Annotated in this window: 15 protein-coding genes and 1 pseudogene; 9 read left to right on the top strand and 7 right to left on the bottom strand. The window is 64.4% G+C overall.

Features of this window, described 5'->3' with window-relative positions:
• Both ACODRZ_RS13100 and ACODRZ_RS13095 read right to left on the bottom strand, forming a co-directional pair.
• Entirely contained in the window at window positions 1-615 is a 615-nt protein-coding gene (locus tag ACODRZ_RS13100; RefSeq protein WP_488970653.1) for a hypothetical protein, read from the bottom strand.
• Window positions 615-1,364 (bottom strand): PEP-utilizing enzyme, encoded by a 750-nt coding sequence (locus tag ACODRZ_RS13095; RefSeq protein ID WP_488970654.1) that lies wholly within the window; start codon window positions 1,362-1,364, stop codon window positions 615-617. The genes ACODRZ_RS13100 and ACODRZ_RS13095 overlap by 1 nt, the downstream gene beginning before the upstream one ends.
• Before the next feature lie 144 nt (window positions 1,365-1,508).
• Here ACODRZ_RS13095 and surE point away from each other — a divergent pair, with 144 nt between their 5' ends.
• Window positions 1,509-2,279 carry a 5'/3'-nucleotidase SurE gene (gene surE / locus ACODRZ_RS13090; RefSeq protein WP_488970655.1) on the top strand — a complete coding sequence of 257 codons (771 nt, stop codon included), beginning with the start codon at window positions 1,509-1,511 and terminating at the stop codon, window positions 2,277-2,279.
• A gap of 198 nt (window positions 2,280-2,477) precedes the next feature.
• Here the strand turns inward: surE and ACODRZ_RS13085 are convergent, their stop codons facing one another.
• Entirely contained in the window at window positions 2,478-3,701 is a 1,224-nt protein-coding gene (locus tag ACODRZ_RS13085) for a thiolase family protein (protein ID WP_488970656.1), read from the bottom strand.
• Window positions 3,701-3,982 carry an AMP-binding enzyme gene (locus ACODRZ_RS13080; RefSeq protein WP_488970657.1) on the bottom strand — a complete coding sequence of 94 codons (282 nt, stop codon included), beginning with the start codon at window positions 3,980-3,982 and terminating at the stop codon, window positions 3,701-3,703. Before ACODRZ_RS13080 ends, ACODRZ_RS13085 begins: the two co-directional genes overlap by 1 nt.
• On the opposite strand from ACODRZ_RS13080, the pseudogene ACODRZ_RS13075 reads away from it, so the two are divergent.
• The 8 genes and pseudogenes from ACODRZ_RS13075 to ACODRZ_RS13040 form a co-directional block, all read left to right on the top strand.
• Window positions 3,966-4,022 (top strand): annotated as a pseudogene (locus tag ACODRZ_RS13075) (hypothetical protein); the annotation flags it as partial. The gene ACODRZ_RS13080 and the pseudogene ACODRZ_RS13075 sit on opposite strands and share 17 nt — an antisense overlap.
• A 12-nt stretch (window positions 4,023-4,034) precedes the next feature.
• Window positions 4,035-4,370 carry an Lrp/AsnC family transcriptional regulator gene (locus tag ACODRZ_RS13070; protein ID WP_488970749.1) on the top strand — a complete coding sequence of 112 codons (336 nt, stop codon included), beginning with the start codon at window positions 4,035-4,037 and terminating at the stop codon, window positions 4,368-4,370.
• Window positions 4,371-4,691: 321 nt separating this feature from the next.
• Window positions 4,692-5,642: a cytochrome c oxidase subunit II gene (gene coxB, locus ACODRZ_RS13065; protein ID WP_488970658.1), complete on the top strand. Its 951-nt coding sequence runs from the start codon at window positions 4,692-4,694 to the stop codon at window positions 5,640-5,642.
• Complete coding sequence (gene ctaD, locus ACODRZ_RS13060; protein WP_488970659.1) at window positions 5,639-8,161, top strand: cytochrome c oxidase subunit I; 2,523 nt, start codon at window positions 5,639-5,641, stop codon at window positions 8,159-8,161. Before coxB ends, ctaD begins: the two co-directional genes overlap by 4 nt.
• Entirely contained in the window at window positions 8,161-8,538 is a 378-nt protein-coding gene (locus ACODRZ_RS13055) for a hypothetical protein (protein WP_232495463.1), read from the top strand. Before ctaD ends, ACODRZ_RS13055 begins: the two co-directional genes overlap by 1 nt.
• Window positions 8,535-9,125 carry a cytochrome c oxidase assembly protein gene (locus ACODRZ_RS13050; RefSeq protein ID WP_488970660.1) on the top strand — a complete coding sequence of 197 codons (591 nt, stop codon included), beginning with the start codon at window positions 8,535-8,537 and terminating at the stop codon, window positions 9,123-9,125. The genes ACODRZ_RS13055 and ACODRZ_RS13050 overlap by 4 nt, the downstream gene beginning before the upstream one ends.
• Complete coding sequence (locus tag ACODRZ_RS13045; RefSeq protein ID WP_488970661.1) at window positions 9,122-10,153, top strand: c-type cytochrome; 1,032 nt, start codon at window positions 9,122-9,124, stop codon at window positions 10,151-10,153. Before ACODRZ_RS13050 ends, ACODRZ_RS13045 begins: the two co-directional genes overlap by 4 nt.
• A 210-nt stretch (window positions 10,154-10,363) precedes the next feature.
• Complete coding sequence (locus ACODRZ_RS13040) at window positions 10,364-10,615, top strand: hypothetical protein (RefSeq protein WP_488970662.1); 252 nt, start codon at window positions 10,364-10,366, stop codon at window positions 10,613-10,615.
• 11 nt (window positions 10,616-10,626) lie between these two features.
• Here the strand turns inward: ACODRZ_RS13040 and ACODRZ_RS13035 are convergent, their stop codons facing one another.
• The 3 genes from ACODRZ_RS13035 to ACODRZ_RS13025 all read right to left on the bottom strand — a co-directional run bounded on the left by ACODRZ_RS13035 (window position 10,627) and on the right by ACODRZ_RS13025 (window position 13,735).
• Entirely contained in the window at window positions 10,627-11,538 is a 912-nt protein-coding gene (locus ACODRZ_RS13035; RefSeq protein ID WP_488970663.1) for a histone deacetylase family protein, read from the bottom strand.
• A 213-nt stretch (window positions 11,539-11,751) separates the two neighbouring features.
• Window positions 11,752-12,057 (bottom strand): sugar phosphate isomerase/epimerase family protein, encoded by a 306-nt coding sequence (locus tag ACODRZ_RS13030; RefSeq protein ID WP_488970664.1) that lies wholly within the window; start codon window positions 12,055-12,057, stop codon window positions 11,752-11,754.
• Between the two features lie 670 nt (window positions 12,058-12,727).
• Window positions 12,728-13,735 carry an aldo/keto reductase gene (locus ACODRZ_RS13025; RefSeq protein WP_488970665.1) on the bottom strand — a complete coding sequence of 336 codons (1,008 nt, stop codon included), beginning with the start codon at window positions 13,733-13,735 and terminating at the stop codon, window positions 12,728-12,730.
• Window positions 13,736-13,840: the final 105 nt, after the last annotated feature.

Here is a 13,840-nt window from a genome sequence, read left to right as displayed (position 1 = left end):
TCATTCCTCCCGCTCGCGGCCCATGGTCCGCAGCAGTTCCTCGTGCAGTTCGAACCAGACGGTATGGTAGCTGTCGCGCCGGATATCGCTGACCCACTCGGGGTCGCCGTCCTCCGCCGCTTCCAGCGCGGCGAGCAGTTTGTCGGCGTAGTATTTCAGGCGCGGCAGGCGGCTCGCCAGCCTGGCGAGGATCGGCTCGGCCTGTTCATGCAGCGCGCCGAGGCGATCGATCACCGCGTCGTCGTGGGCCTTGTCGCTGTGGTCGTTGGCTACCTTGGCGCCGCCGATGTCGAGCGTCTGCCAGTCGGTGATGATCTGCTTGAGGGTGCGGTTGATCCGCTCGAACCCTTCGTAGGCGCCGACGAACGCCGCATCCTCGCGTACATCCGCGAAGTGGCGCGCATACCGTGCGGTGAGCGCCACGCCCGCCAGCGGCGTCAGCGCATAAGCCCCGCGCGCCTCGATCACGCGGCCGGTGGCGACGGCCTGGGCGATCACCACCTGTGCCGTGGCTTCGGGAAGCCCCGCAAGGTGGGCGATAGCGGGCAGCGGCGCATGGCGCTTGATTGCGGTGGCATGAAGCACAAGGTCGCGCTCGGTCATGGTCGTCGTCATCACGCCGCCTCCCCGATCACCCAGACGCGCGCGACGCGCTCGACGCCCTTTTGGTAGTCCTCGGTCGTCTTGGCCGGGGCGGATACTTCCACCGAGATGCGATCGCCTTCGCGGATGCCCGCGACCTTCGCGTTCATCAGACAGGGGATGTTGTACTCGCGCGTCAAGATGCCGAGGTGCGAGCGAACCGAGCCCCCGGCGCAGACCACGCCCGCGAACTGGTCGATGATCGGCGCGGTCAGGGTGCCGCCCGAATCGTCGATGATGGCGATGGCGCCGGTGGGGACGCCGCTCGACAGCAGTTCCATGACCCGCTCGTTCGAGCGCACGTAAAGCGCCTGCCCGACGATATCGGTGGGATAGCGCACCACGTTGTCGCCAAGCCCGCGCAGGGCCTTGCCGTCATCGTCCGCGTCGCCGCTGGGCGCTTCGGGATGCGTGAAACCGGTACTGGCTTCCGAAGCGGTGCCATCGGGCTTGTGCGCTTCGGGCCGCTCGGTGACGGAGACGCGCGCGGACCAGTCGAAGCGATGGCCACTGGCAAGGATGCGGGCCTCGACCGCCTCGATGTCCTCGCGTGTGACGAGGTCGTCGGCGGCGGTGAGCGCAAAGGCGTCCCAGTCCAGACCCGATTCGCCGAAACGCGCGCGGATGCGTTCTCGCACAAGGTCCAGCACGGCTTCCACCAGCGGCGTCGCCGGCGGACCTGCGTGCAGCACGTCGTCGATAGGCAATTTAACGGAGCCCACGGTCCCTCCCAATCCTCTTTGTTGCGCACAGGGATGCCGCATGCCGATCACCCTGTCAACATGATTGGATGAAATCGTCGGACGATCTTGACCGCGCACGCAGGCTGTCGTAGCCCTCGCTCGGGAATGATCGGGAGGATATGGATGACTGGAACCCCACCACGCATGTTGCTCGTCAACGACGACGGCATCGACGCGCCCGGCCTTGTAATGCTGGAAAAGATCGTGCGCCGGTTCACCGACGACGTGTGGATCGTAGCGCCGGACGACGAGCGTTCGGGCGCGGGGCACTCGTTCTCGACCACGCTGCCGATTCGCGTGAAGCAGCGCGACGAGCGGCACTTCGCGGTGAAGGGCACGCCGACCGACTGCGCGCTTCTGGCGATCTACGAGCTGATCGAGGGCAAGCGGCCCGACATCCTGATCTCGGGCATCAATCGCGGCCCGAATCTGGCCGAAGACATCACTTATTCCGGCACGGCGGCGGCGGCGATGGAGGGGGCTTTGCTGGGTATCCCAGCGATCGCGCTCAGCCAGTGCTTCCGCCCGCCGAACGCGGTGCCCTGGGACAATGCCGAGCGTTTCGCCGGGGACGTGATCGAGAAGCTGCTGCGCTTCGACTGGAAGCCGGGGCTGTTCGTGAACGTCAACTTCCCGGAATGCCCGGCCGACGAAGTGACCGGTATGCGCGTGACGACCCAAGGGCAGCGGCCGCCGGGCGCGTTCATCCCGGAGCGGCGCGTCGATGCACGGCACTTCCCGTATTACTGGGTGAAGATCGCCCTTCCGGCGGGCGGCCATGCTCCGGGCAACGACCTGCAGGCGATGCTGGACCGGGAGATCTCGATTACGCCGATGCAGCTCGACATGACGGCGCATGCGGCGAAGACGGGGCTGGAGGCGCTGTTTGGGTGACGTGAGACGCGGCGATCCGGGAGCAGCGTTACACTGCCCTGGATTGCCGCGGCCCTTCGGGCCTCGCAATGACGATGGTGGGGCTGAAGCTCTCGTGTTCTCTCCCTCATTTCGTCATTGCGAGCGTAGCGAAGCAATCCAGGGCGGTTTGCGCGACCTTGGATTGCTTCGCTACGCTCGCAATGACGAAGGAAACACTCAATCCCGCGCGAGGATCGTCACCGCCGACATGCCGTCCTCGACACCGTAGAACCCGCCCGAGTTCTCCGCAACCGCCACCCGCGCGTCTTCGACCTGCCGCTTTCCGGCCTGCCCGCGCAGCTGCGTGACGAGTTCGTGGATCTGCCCCAGCCCGGTCGCCGCCAGCGGATGCCCCTTGGATACCAGCCCGCCCGAGACGTTCACCGGAACGCGGCCGCCCAATGCCGTCTCCCCGCGCTCGGCGGCGAGCCCGGCCTCTCCCGGTGCGCACAGGCCGAGCGCTTCGGTCTGGATCATCTCGCCGATCGAACTGGCGTCGTGAACTTCGGCGAGATCGACGTCCTGCGGACCGATCCCTGCGCGCTCGTAAGCCAGGGCCGCGACCTTGCGGGTGACGTGGTTCGCGTAGTCGTCCGGCGCGCGGTCGCTGCCGGTGCGGTTTTCCGCTGCCAGCACGCGGATCGGGGTGCCCGAAAAGCGCTTGGCGAACTCCGCCGAGCACACGATCGCCGCCGCCGCGCCGTCGCTGATGGGCGCGCACATCGGGTTGGTCAGCGGCCACGCGACTTGCGGCGCGGCGAGGATTTCCTCGACACTCATCGCATCGCGGTATTGCGCCAGCGAGTTGAACTGCGAATGCCGGTGATCCTTGGCCGCCACCGCCGCGATCTGGGCCTGCGTCGAACCGTAAGTGCCCATATGCAGGCGGGCCTGCGCGGCATAGGCTTCCATCAGCACGTTGGGACTGGCCTCCACCTTGTCCGCCGGGACGGGGGCGAGGAGATCGCGGCTGCGCTCGATATAGGCCGCCGCCTCCACCATGTCGCGCGGCTGCTGGAATACGGCGAAGCGCTTGGCGCGGTCGTCGCTGAAGAGCTTCTCCACACCGACGACGAGCGCTACTTCGGCAAGGCCAGCCTTCACGTAGTCGACCGCGAGGTGCAGGCCCACCGTGGAACTGGCGCAGGCCTGCTCGATATGGAACCCGCGCACACCGGAAATGCCAACCGGGCGCAGCGCATATTCGCCGGGGATCGACATCTCGCCCGCGAAGAAGCCCTGAATGACGTTGGCGTAGACCGCCATGTCGATCGCCGCGCCGTCCAGCCCGGCATCCTCCAGCGCCAGCCGCACCGCGGCCTGCGTGAGCTGTTCGTGGCTCTTGTCCAGATGGCGGCCAAAGGGCGTCATGCCGATGCCGAGGATCACCACGTCGCGCATCAGATCGCCCTTCCCGCCGCCTGCCAGTGGCGCTTGCGCAGTTCCGCACGCAGCACCTTGCCCGCGTTGGAGCGCGGCAGCGCGGCCATCACCTCCACCCGCTTGGGCGTCTTGACCGGGCCGAGCCGCTCGCGCGCCTCTGTCAGCAACCGCTCGAGATCGATGGTGCAGCCGCCGCGCGGTTCGACGACGGCGACGACGGCCTCGCCCCACTTGTCGTCAGGCACGCCGATCACGGCGCAGTCCTGCACTTGCGGATCGGCCATCAGCGCCTGTATCATCGCAGAGCGCGTAAATCTTTCGCCGGCCGCAGTTCAACGGCGTATCGCGGCGATGGAAGCCGGCGGCATCATTGTGGGAAACGTGGCGCTGGTTTCGCCGGACATCGACGGACCACGCATTTCCATAGTGGTTGAGGTCCATATGCAGAATGATCGCTCCGAAACCGTCGAGCCGGTCAAGGCGCTATTCCGCAAGACTGCGGAAATCAGCCAATGCTATTACGTGACCGGAAACGGCGGGCTCATTCTGATCATGGCCGTGCCTGACATGAAACGTTACGAGGCGCTGGCTCGCGAGTTGTTTGCCGACAACGAAGCCGTTTCGACTTACCGCACACTTGTCGTCCTTGACATCGTCAAGGCCCCGCTGGAGCAGCCTGCAATTTGACGCATCGCGCACGACGGCGAGACGCCGCGCATAGTCGATGCTTTGCTCGGGGAAGACGCCCGGCGCGAGCAGGAAAACAGTAAAGGGACACGTCAGGAACGCGAGCTTTTCCACCGATCTGCGCCTCCCAAACAAACGCATTCCCGTTACTCACCTGCGAAGATTCCAGCTTCATGAGCAGGCTGGTGCCGCATTCCCACGGCGGCCTCATCGTCAACGACTGATGGTGGCAGCAACCCTTTGTAATGTGGAAACGGTCCGCATCTGCCGAACCCCCGCCTTCCTCGTGCGTTGCCTTGCGCAACACAGGGGAAGAATGGCTTGCGTAAATCGACCGTCGTCTGCGCGCTGCTACTGGCTGGCTGCAACAGCCACCAGTCCTCTCTGGCGCCTTTCGGGCTGGAGGCGCGCTCAACGCTGACGATGACCATGGTGCTCGTGATCGGCGCGCTGGTCATCACGGCGGGCGTGGCGGGGGTATTCATCATGGCGGTACGCGCGCCGGAGGGGCGACTGGACCACGCGGGCGGAATGCGCATGGTACTCTGGCTCGGCGCGATCGTGCCGACGGTCGTGCTGACCGCGCTGCTGCTCTGGGCATTGCCCGCCATGCGCCCGCTACCCGATGCATCACAAAATCTGCGCATCCATGTCGAGGGCGAGCAGTTCTGGTGGCGCATACGCTACAAGCCTCAGGGCCAGCCGCGCCTGATGTCCGCCAACGAAGTGCGCATTCCGGTGGGCCGCACCGTGGTATTCGAACTGACCGCGACCGACGTGATCCACAGCTTCTGGATTCCCGGCCTCGCGGGGAAGATGGACATGATCCCGGGGCGCACCAACCGGCTCGTCGTGAAAGCCGACAAGACGGGCACCTATCGCGGCGTCTGCGCGGAGTTCTGCGGCCTCAGCCATGCGCTGATGGCGTTCGAGGTGATCGCGATGGAGCCCGCCGCCTTCGACGCATGGCTGGCCGCCAGTCACGAGCCGCCCATCCGCACGCAGGGCCGCGGAGCGGCGCTGTTCGCGACCAGTGGCTGCAATGCGTGCCATTCGCTGAACGATGGCGAGGGTATCGGCCCCGACCTCACCCGCTTCGGCGAGCGCCGCACGCTGGGCGCAGGGATCCTTCCCCCCACCGTGGAGAACACCGCCGCCTTCATCCGCGATCCGCACAGGTTCAAGCCCGGAGCCCGCATGCCATCCTACGCTGCGATGTCCGAGGCGGACGCCCTCGCCATCGCCCGCTGGCTGAAGGAGGCAGGACGATGAGCCTGCACGATCAGGATGATCCCGCGCTACGCGCCGCGCAGGAGGAACGGCTCCGCAAGGTCTGGGAGCCGCCCAAGGGCCTGTTTCTGCGCTGGACGGACACCAACAACAACCAGGTCGGCATCTGGTACGTGCTGACCGCGTTCGGCTTCATGCTGTTCGCGGGCGTGCTCGCGCTGATCATGCGCATGCAACTGGCGGTGCCGGACAACGACCTCGTCGATGCCGGGACGTTCAACCAGCTGTTCACGCTGCACGGCTCGGTAATGATGTTCCTTTTCGCGGTGCCGATGTTCGAGGCCGTCTCGATCATCCTGCTGCCGCAATTGCTGGGTGCGCGAGACCTGCCGTTTCCACGCCTGTCCGCCTTCGGCTACTGGTCGTTCCTGATCGGCGGAGTGTTCGTTTCCGGTTCAATCTTCTTCGACGCCGCGCCTGACGGCGGGTGGTTCATGTACCCGCCGCTGACCACGCGCACCGACCTCTCCGGCCTCGGCGCCGACATCTGGATGCTGGGGCTGTCCTTCATCGAGGTGTCGTCGGTGGCCGCCGCCGTGGAACTGATCGTCGGCGTGCTCAAGTGCCGCCCGCCGGGGATGCGGCTCAACCTGATGCCGCTCTATGCCTGGTACATCCTCGTCGTCGCGGTGATGATCCTGTTCGCCTTCCCGCCGCTGATCGCAGGCGACGTGCTGTTCGAAATGGAGCGCCTGCTCGACTGGCCGTTCTTCGATGCGCAGCGCGGCGGCGATCCGCTGCTGTGGCAGCACCTGTTCTGGATCTTCGGCCACCCGGAGGTCTACATCGTCTTCCTGCCATCCATCGCCCTGTTCGCAATGCTGGTTCCCACGTTCGCGCGGCGGCACCTGCTGGGCTATCCCTGGATCGTGCTGGCGGCAGTGGGCACCGCGTTCCTGTCCTTCGGCCTGTGGGTCCACCACATGTTCGCGACCGGGCTGCCCAAGATCAGCCTTGCGTTCTTCTCCGCCGCGTCGGAAGCGGTCGCGATCCCCACGGCGGTGCAAATCTTCGTGTTCATCGTGACGCTGTGGGCGGGCCGCGTGGTGTGGTCGACGCCGCTGCTCTACGCGACGGGAAGCCTTGCGATCTTCGTCATCGGCGGGCTGACCGGAGTGATGGTAGCCGTCGCCCCGTTCGACTGGCAGGCGCACGATACGTACTTCGTCGTCGCGCACCTGCATTACGTGCTGATCGGGGGCACGCTGATGCCGCTGTTCGCGGGGCTCTATTACTACTGGCCGCTGATTACGGGTAAGAAGCTGTCCGACCGGCTCGGGCGCACCGCGTTCTGGCTGATCTTCGTGGGCGCGAACCTGTGCTTCTTCCCGATGCACCTGTCGGGGCTGGAAGGGATGCCGCGCCGGGTATTCACCTATCCGGAGGAACTTGGCCTCGGGGGGCTGAACCTTGCCTCCACCATCGGCTCGTTCGTGATCGCGGCGGGCGTGGCGGTGATCGTGCTGGACCTGTGCCGATCGCCATGGCGGCAGAAGGCGCCGCGTAATCCGTGGCAGGCGGGCACGCTGGAATGGCTTGCCCATCCCGACGACGAGGACTGGGGCATCCGCTCAATCCCGCTGATCGAGAGCCGCTACCCGATCTGGGATCAGGAAGACTTCGTGCGCAAGGTGGACGAAGGCCGTTACTTCCTGCCCGATGCCGAGGACGGCCGGCGTGAGACCATCGTGACCTCGGTACTGGACGCGCGGCCCGTCTCCGTCATCCGCCTCGGCGGGCCAAGCTGGCTGCCGATGCTGACGGCGGTGGCGCTGGGCGGGGTGTTCATCCTGACGACCTACCACTTCTACTGGGCCGCGCTCGTCTCGGGCGTGCTGACGCTGGCGCTGGTGCTGGCGTGGCTGTGGACCGGCACGGCGGAAATCCCGGAGAAGCCCTGCAAGCCGATCGGACATGGCCTCGAACTGCCGCTATACATCTCGGGCGACGCGGCCCCGGGGTGGTGGGCAATGTTCATCACGATGATGGCCGATGCGACGGCGTTCTCGGGGCTCGTTTTCGGCTACTACTTCTTCTGGACCCGGCACGAAGATTTCCCGCCGATGGCGATGGCGGACGGTCCCGGCGTGGTCTGGCCGATGGTGGCGCTGGCGGTCGGCCTCCTAAGCTGGCTGGCGACGGTCGGGGCGCGGGAAATCCACGCGCGCGGCAGCGTCGCACTCGCCCGCGTGCTGGTGCTGCTCGGCATCGGCGCGAGCATGGCGGGCATCTTCGCCGGACTTGCCGGGCCGTGGCTTTCGGGCATGGACCCGCAGGCGCACAGCTACCCTGCGATCGTGTGGACTCTGGCGATCTGGACCGCAGCGCACTGCGGCGTCGCGGCGATCATGCTGGCCTACGTGCTCGCCCGCAGCCTTGCCGGGAAGATGACGCCCAACCATGACGCCGATATCCGCAACGTCACGGTCTACATGCACTTCCTAGCGCTGACGCTGGCGGTGACGTACCTCACCATCGGCCTGTTCCCGGAGGTTTCGTGATGGGCGAGCGACGCAAGTGGCACGAGCGACTCAAGGTCACGCTCTGGACGCTGATCGTCCCACCGACGGTCTGGGCCGGGCACTTCCTGTTCAGCTACCTGTGGGCGGCGATCTCCTGCGCCAAGGACGGGCGCTTCGCCAAATTCCCGGTGCTGTTCACGGTGGGCACGGTGATCGCGCTCGCGCTGATCGTGTTGTCCGGCTGGATCGCCTGGAAGCAGCAACGCACCGTCGGCGACCCACCCCCGCATGAACAGGGCACCGAGGTCGACCGGCTACGCTTTCTGGCGAAGTCGACACTGCTTCTGGCAGGGCTCAGTTTCGTCTCGGTGCTGTTCAGTGCACTGCCTGTGGTGTTCATCGGAGACTGCCGATGAAGCGTATGGCGCTGATATCCGGCCTTGTTCTGGTGCCGGTGGGCTGGTCGCTGTCGAGCTACGGAATGACCGGGCACATGGCCGGACACATGATCGCGGTGGCCGTGGCAGCACCGATACTCGCGCTCGCAACGATCGGAACCCGCACCGATCCGGCAACACGCTGGCCAGGGTTCGTCACGCCGCCAGCGATGATGTTGCTTGAACTCCTTACCGTCTGGAGCTGGCACCTCCCCGCCCTGCGCACCGCGGCCGGCGCATCCCCGGTACTTTCGGCCCTTGAACACCTGAGCTTCCTCGCCGCCGGGTTCCTGCTGTGGAGCGCCGCACTCCACCAGCCTGCCCGCGCGAGCGGCATCGGCGCGCTGCTGCTCACCTCGATGCACATGACCCTGCTCGGCGTGCTGATCGGCCTTGCCCCTCGACCGCTGTACCATGGGATGCACCACTCCGGCGGGCTGGATCCCCTGACTGACCAGCAGCTTGGCGGAGTGGTCATGCTGCTGATCGGCGGCATCAGCTACCTCATCGGCGGGCTTGCCCTTCTGGGCGCGCTACTGCGTGAGGAACGGAGCGCCTCGGCATGATGATGAAGATCACGATCGGGCGCATTGTGCTCGTTCTCTGCGCGCTGGTGACGCTGGTGCTTGGCGTCGCCGCGGCGGGACTGGTGCCGATCGCGGCATCCTCCGGCCACTGGAAGATCACCGACTGGTTCCTCCACTGGACCATGCAGAATTCCGCACGCACCTACAGCGCCGTGCAAACGCCGAAGCAGGTGCGCGACGACGGCGGCCTCGTCAGCGCGGCGGGGCATTTCCGGCAGGCTTGCCAGGTCTGTCACGGCGCGCCGGGCGAACCTCCCTCCCCCGTCATGCAGGCCGCGACGCCGCCCGCGCCGGACCTCGCGAAGACAGCGGGACACTATACCGACCGCGAGCTGTTCTGGATCATCCGGCATGGCGTGAAGTACACGGGCATGCCCGCGTGGCCCGCTCCCGGCCGCGACGACGAAGTGCGCCGCATGGTCGGCTTCGTGCGCGACCTGCCGACGATGACTCCGCAGCGATACCGCGAGCTGACTGCGCCGAACCTCGGTTCCTCTGCCCCCGCTGTCGCGGCCGGTTGCACTGGCTGTCACGGTGCGGACGGAATGGGCCGGGGACAGGCCGATATCCCCCTCATAGCCGGGCAGGATTCCGCCTACCTGGCTCAAGCCCTGCTCCAGTATCGCGCAGGAAAGCGAGGCAGCGCGGTAATGCAGGCCGCTGCAGCCGGGCTCGACGATCGCGCGATCCGAGCGCTATCCGCCTACTATGCAGGGCTTGGAGGTCTTCCACGCATATCCATCGCCCGTCTGCATCCCATCGCCGCGAAAGGGATCCCCGGAACCCGGCTCCCACCCTGCGCAAGCTGCCATGCCGAAGGAAAGTCCGCCCCCCGCATCGCTGGACAAAGACCGGAATATCTCGCGGAACGGCTGCGCCAATGGCGCGGAGACGAGACGGTGATCGATGCGCACAAGCCTCAGCAGACAATGCCCGTGATCGCCCGCCGCATCCCTACGGATACCATCGACCAACTCGCCAACGCCTTGTCGCGTACCGAGCCGTAACACTCCCGGAAAGCACCTGCCCGGCGTCCGGTTCGTGCAAGCGAGAAAGGCCCCGTGCGATGCCCGCCATGCTGGACGATGTCTCACTGACCGGTGAACTCAGGACAAATGGTCTCCTCCACTCTCGGTACTGTCAACTTGAGGGATTTGGCGCCGTGCGGAAAGGCATTCAGCCTTTGCATTGGTCATAACCCGCGATAAGCGCGCGCCATGATGAATATTCCCTGGGACCAGCCCGCAACCTTGATCGATCTGGATGGCAAGACGCCGGTAATCGGATTGATGCTCGAATGCGTGATGCACTTCTCGCTCTTCAAGCCTTTCGCCAAGGAACAGGCGCGCATCCTGCTGACGCGGCCCGTGTTTCGCGAGGGCCGCAAGACCCGCACCTGGATTCTCAATCCCGACGAGATCGAAAAACTTGTCGAGCGTCTCAATGCCGAGAGGCAGGCAACCCGGTAAGCCCCGGGGGATCAGACAGCATCCCTGGCGTTGATCGTGGCGGAAAGAGTGAGGATCGTGCGCGCATGCCGAAAGGCCACGGCTCTGCGGTCCGCGCCGTATCCCCCACCTAGCGTGCTCGCCAATGGAATGGCGCGCCGCTTCGCCTCTGTCCCCACAAGGCGATCTCGCTCAGCGAGGCCATCGTCGGTCAAGGACAGCCGGCCAAGCTTGTCTCCCACATGGGCATCGACGCCGGCCTGCAGCAGGATCAGGTCCGGCATGAAATGATCGAGGACCATGGGCAGCGATCCAGCCAGAGCTGTCAGATAATCCGCATCACCCGTTGCATCGGGCAGTCCGACATCCAGTGAAGAACGCGCCTTGCGTGTGGGGAAGTTCTTCTCGGCATGAATGGAAAGCGTGAAGATGTCGCTGCGTCCTGCGGTCAGGGCTGCTGTACCATCGCCCTGGTGCACGTCGAGATCGAGGATCAGGATGCGCGAGACGTCACCTTCCTCGATCAGCCTGTTGGCGGCGAGCGCCAGATCGTTGAACACGCAATAGCCCGCACCGGTATCGGCCAGAGCGTGGTGGCTGCCGCCAGCGGAATTTGCTGCATACCCGTGCTGCAGCGCCAGCTTTGCCGCCAGCCATGTTCCGCCGGGGGAGAGCTGCGATCGCCAGGAAATCCGCTCGTCGATCGCAAAACCGATTCGGCGCTGCTTGGCCGCCGGCACCGAGCAACTTATGACTTCGTCGACGTAGGCAGGGTCATGGACAGCCTCGAGCCATTCTCGCGGCATGACTTCGGGCACATGGACTGTCATTGGTATGCCACTATCGCCCAGCGCCCGCATGACCAGCGCGTACTTGTCATGCGGGAAGGTGCCCGAGCGGTCGGTTTCGACGACATAACCGGGATGATGGACGGCATGCAGCATGGCTTGGCAGGTATAACGCCAAGGCACGCAGGTCGAGCATCATTGCCGGGCGCAGGACTTGCTGACTTCAGCTGAGCAGCTTCCGCATGGAAGACGCAAGGTGGCCCCATATACGAGGTGCAACAGATAAACTTCATCACCGAGGTGCAGACGGCCTGCTTTACGGCCATTAACTTTCTCTAACAGATGCGGCACGCTCGGTAACTAATGACCTCAACTATTGACTGATTTTTCACAATACGACAGCATTTCCTTTAAAGCAGACACCGAATTTCCTCCTGCATATTCGTATTCGAGCATCATCGGTATGCTCAAATTTTCGCGATCGATAAAGCGTATGACTTCGGCGATGGGGGTATCACCCTGGCCAAACGGCATATTCGCACCGAGGTTTGCCTTACGGTCCTTGAGGTGAATGCTGACAGTTTGCGCCTTGTGCTTTTCCAGAAACGCAATCGTATCGAAGCCGGCGGCCGCGAAATGTCCGATGTCGAAGTTGAGGCGATACCAAGGTGACATCGCCAGGCCCTTCTGAAAGCTGAAGAACAGCGATTTTTGGGTGGTTAGCGGACATTCTTGGCGGGAAGCGCTGACTACAATCCTCTACTCTGGAAGGTGCGTTGCCATCCCTTCGCTATTCACGGACCCGGACTGTTGGAAAGCTTTGGTCGCAAGTGATCCGGAACCCTTGGAAGGCGTCGGGTTCATTATACTAAAATCGCTTGGAGTGGCTTTCACCGGCCTTCATGATGGAGATCAATCGCAAGCGGCGGTCACGATGTTCGAGGCTGGTCGCTGGAATGCTCTTTCAGCCGTGGCCCCATTCAAGGTTTAGGTCGGCTTAATGTTTCGCAAAATCTCAAAGCCGTCAGTCCGCTCTCCGCCCCTTCCGTTCGTCACGCGACGGCAAGTCGGTCCTCAGAACTCGCCGTGCTGGCGCGTTGCTGTTAAAAAATGTTGCGTTGGAAAACGGACCTGACGCGGGCACGGTGTTTCGCGGAGCGAGGCTCTTGGCGCCTAAGTCATTGTATTGTATGGTTGCGGGGGCCGAATTCCACCGCTGTAGAACTCGGTTTCGATTAACCGGCACGGCGCTTGTCACGCCCAAGCCACAAAACAGCCACCAACGATAACCGTCCTTCTGCAGCGGAGCGATCTGCGGCGACGACAGGCGGAAATATACAGCTTCTCAGCGCGGCCTTTCGCCGAGCACCCAGTTAGGCCCTTCGAAGGGATGACCGTTCGGCACGCGTGCAGCGGCGTTGTAGCTATGTATCCAGCCCGGGTAGGCTGCGGGGCGTCGGCTGGCCTCGTCAAGCACGCGCAGATCATCCTCGCCGAGCGCAAGGTCCAGCGCCTTCAGGTTCGCTGCAAGCTGATCGGGCCGCTTGATACCGACGATTACGCTGGTGACGGCGGGTTGCGCCAGCAGCCAAGCCAAAGCCACTTGCGCAGGCTCACTGTCATGCCGTGCCGCAACGGACCTGAGTGCGTCGATCACGTCGAACGTGCGGTCCTCGTCCACAGGCGGAAACGATATCTTCGCTCGCCGCGCAGACGCATCGCTGCTTCCGCTCCGGTCGAATTTGCCCGAAAGCAATCCGCCCGCCAACGGGCTCCAACACAGCAGCCCTAGCCCCTGATCGGCCACCGCCGGTATCACTTCCTCTTCGACGTCGCGCCCGGCGAGGGAGTAGAAGGACTGGATCGAAACAAAGGGCTCCAACCGATCACGTGCCGATATGCCAAGCGCCTTCATCAACTGCCACGCTGCGAAGTTGGAGCAGCCAATATGGCGAACTTTGCCCTGCCGCACCGCGTCGTCTAGGGTACGCAGCACGGTCTCGATCGGCGTAACGCGATCGAAGTTATGGAGTTGATATAAGTCGATATAGTCGGTCCTGAGACGGCGCAGGCTGCCTTCCAGCGCTTCCATGATGTGCGTGCGTGACTGGCCCGTATCGTTCGGCCCGGCGCCCGCCTTGCCGCTGACCTTGGTGGCAAGCACGATATTTCGGCGCCGTTCCTTCAGCACCTTTCCCAACACCGTTTCCGATCCACCGGCGCCATATACGTCTGCGGTGTCGATGAAGTTGATCCCTGCGTCGCATGCCATGCCAACGATCGCGTCTGCGTCGGCGGCCTCAAGGCGGCCGATGGCATTGCCCGCCGGATTGTCCGCACCGCCGAACGTCATCGCACCAAGGCAGAAACGGGATACGAACAGGCCGGTGGAGCCGAGACGGGCATATTTCATGGGAGCACCTTTCGTTTTTTCTTTTCTCTCGTGAAAATCCGCAGC

This window comes from Novosphingobium sp. FG90 (genome assembly GCF_057808725.1).
Note: the sequence above shows the minus strand (reverse complement) of the source record. Positions and strands in the feature narration are given on the sequence as shown.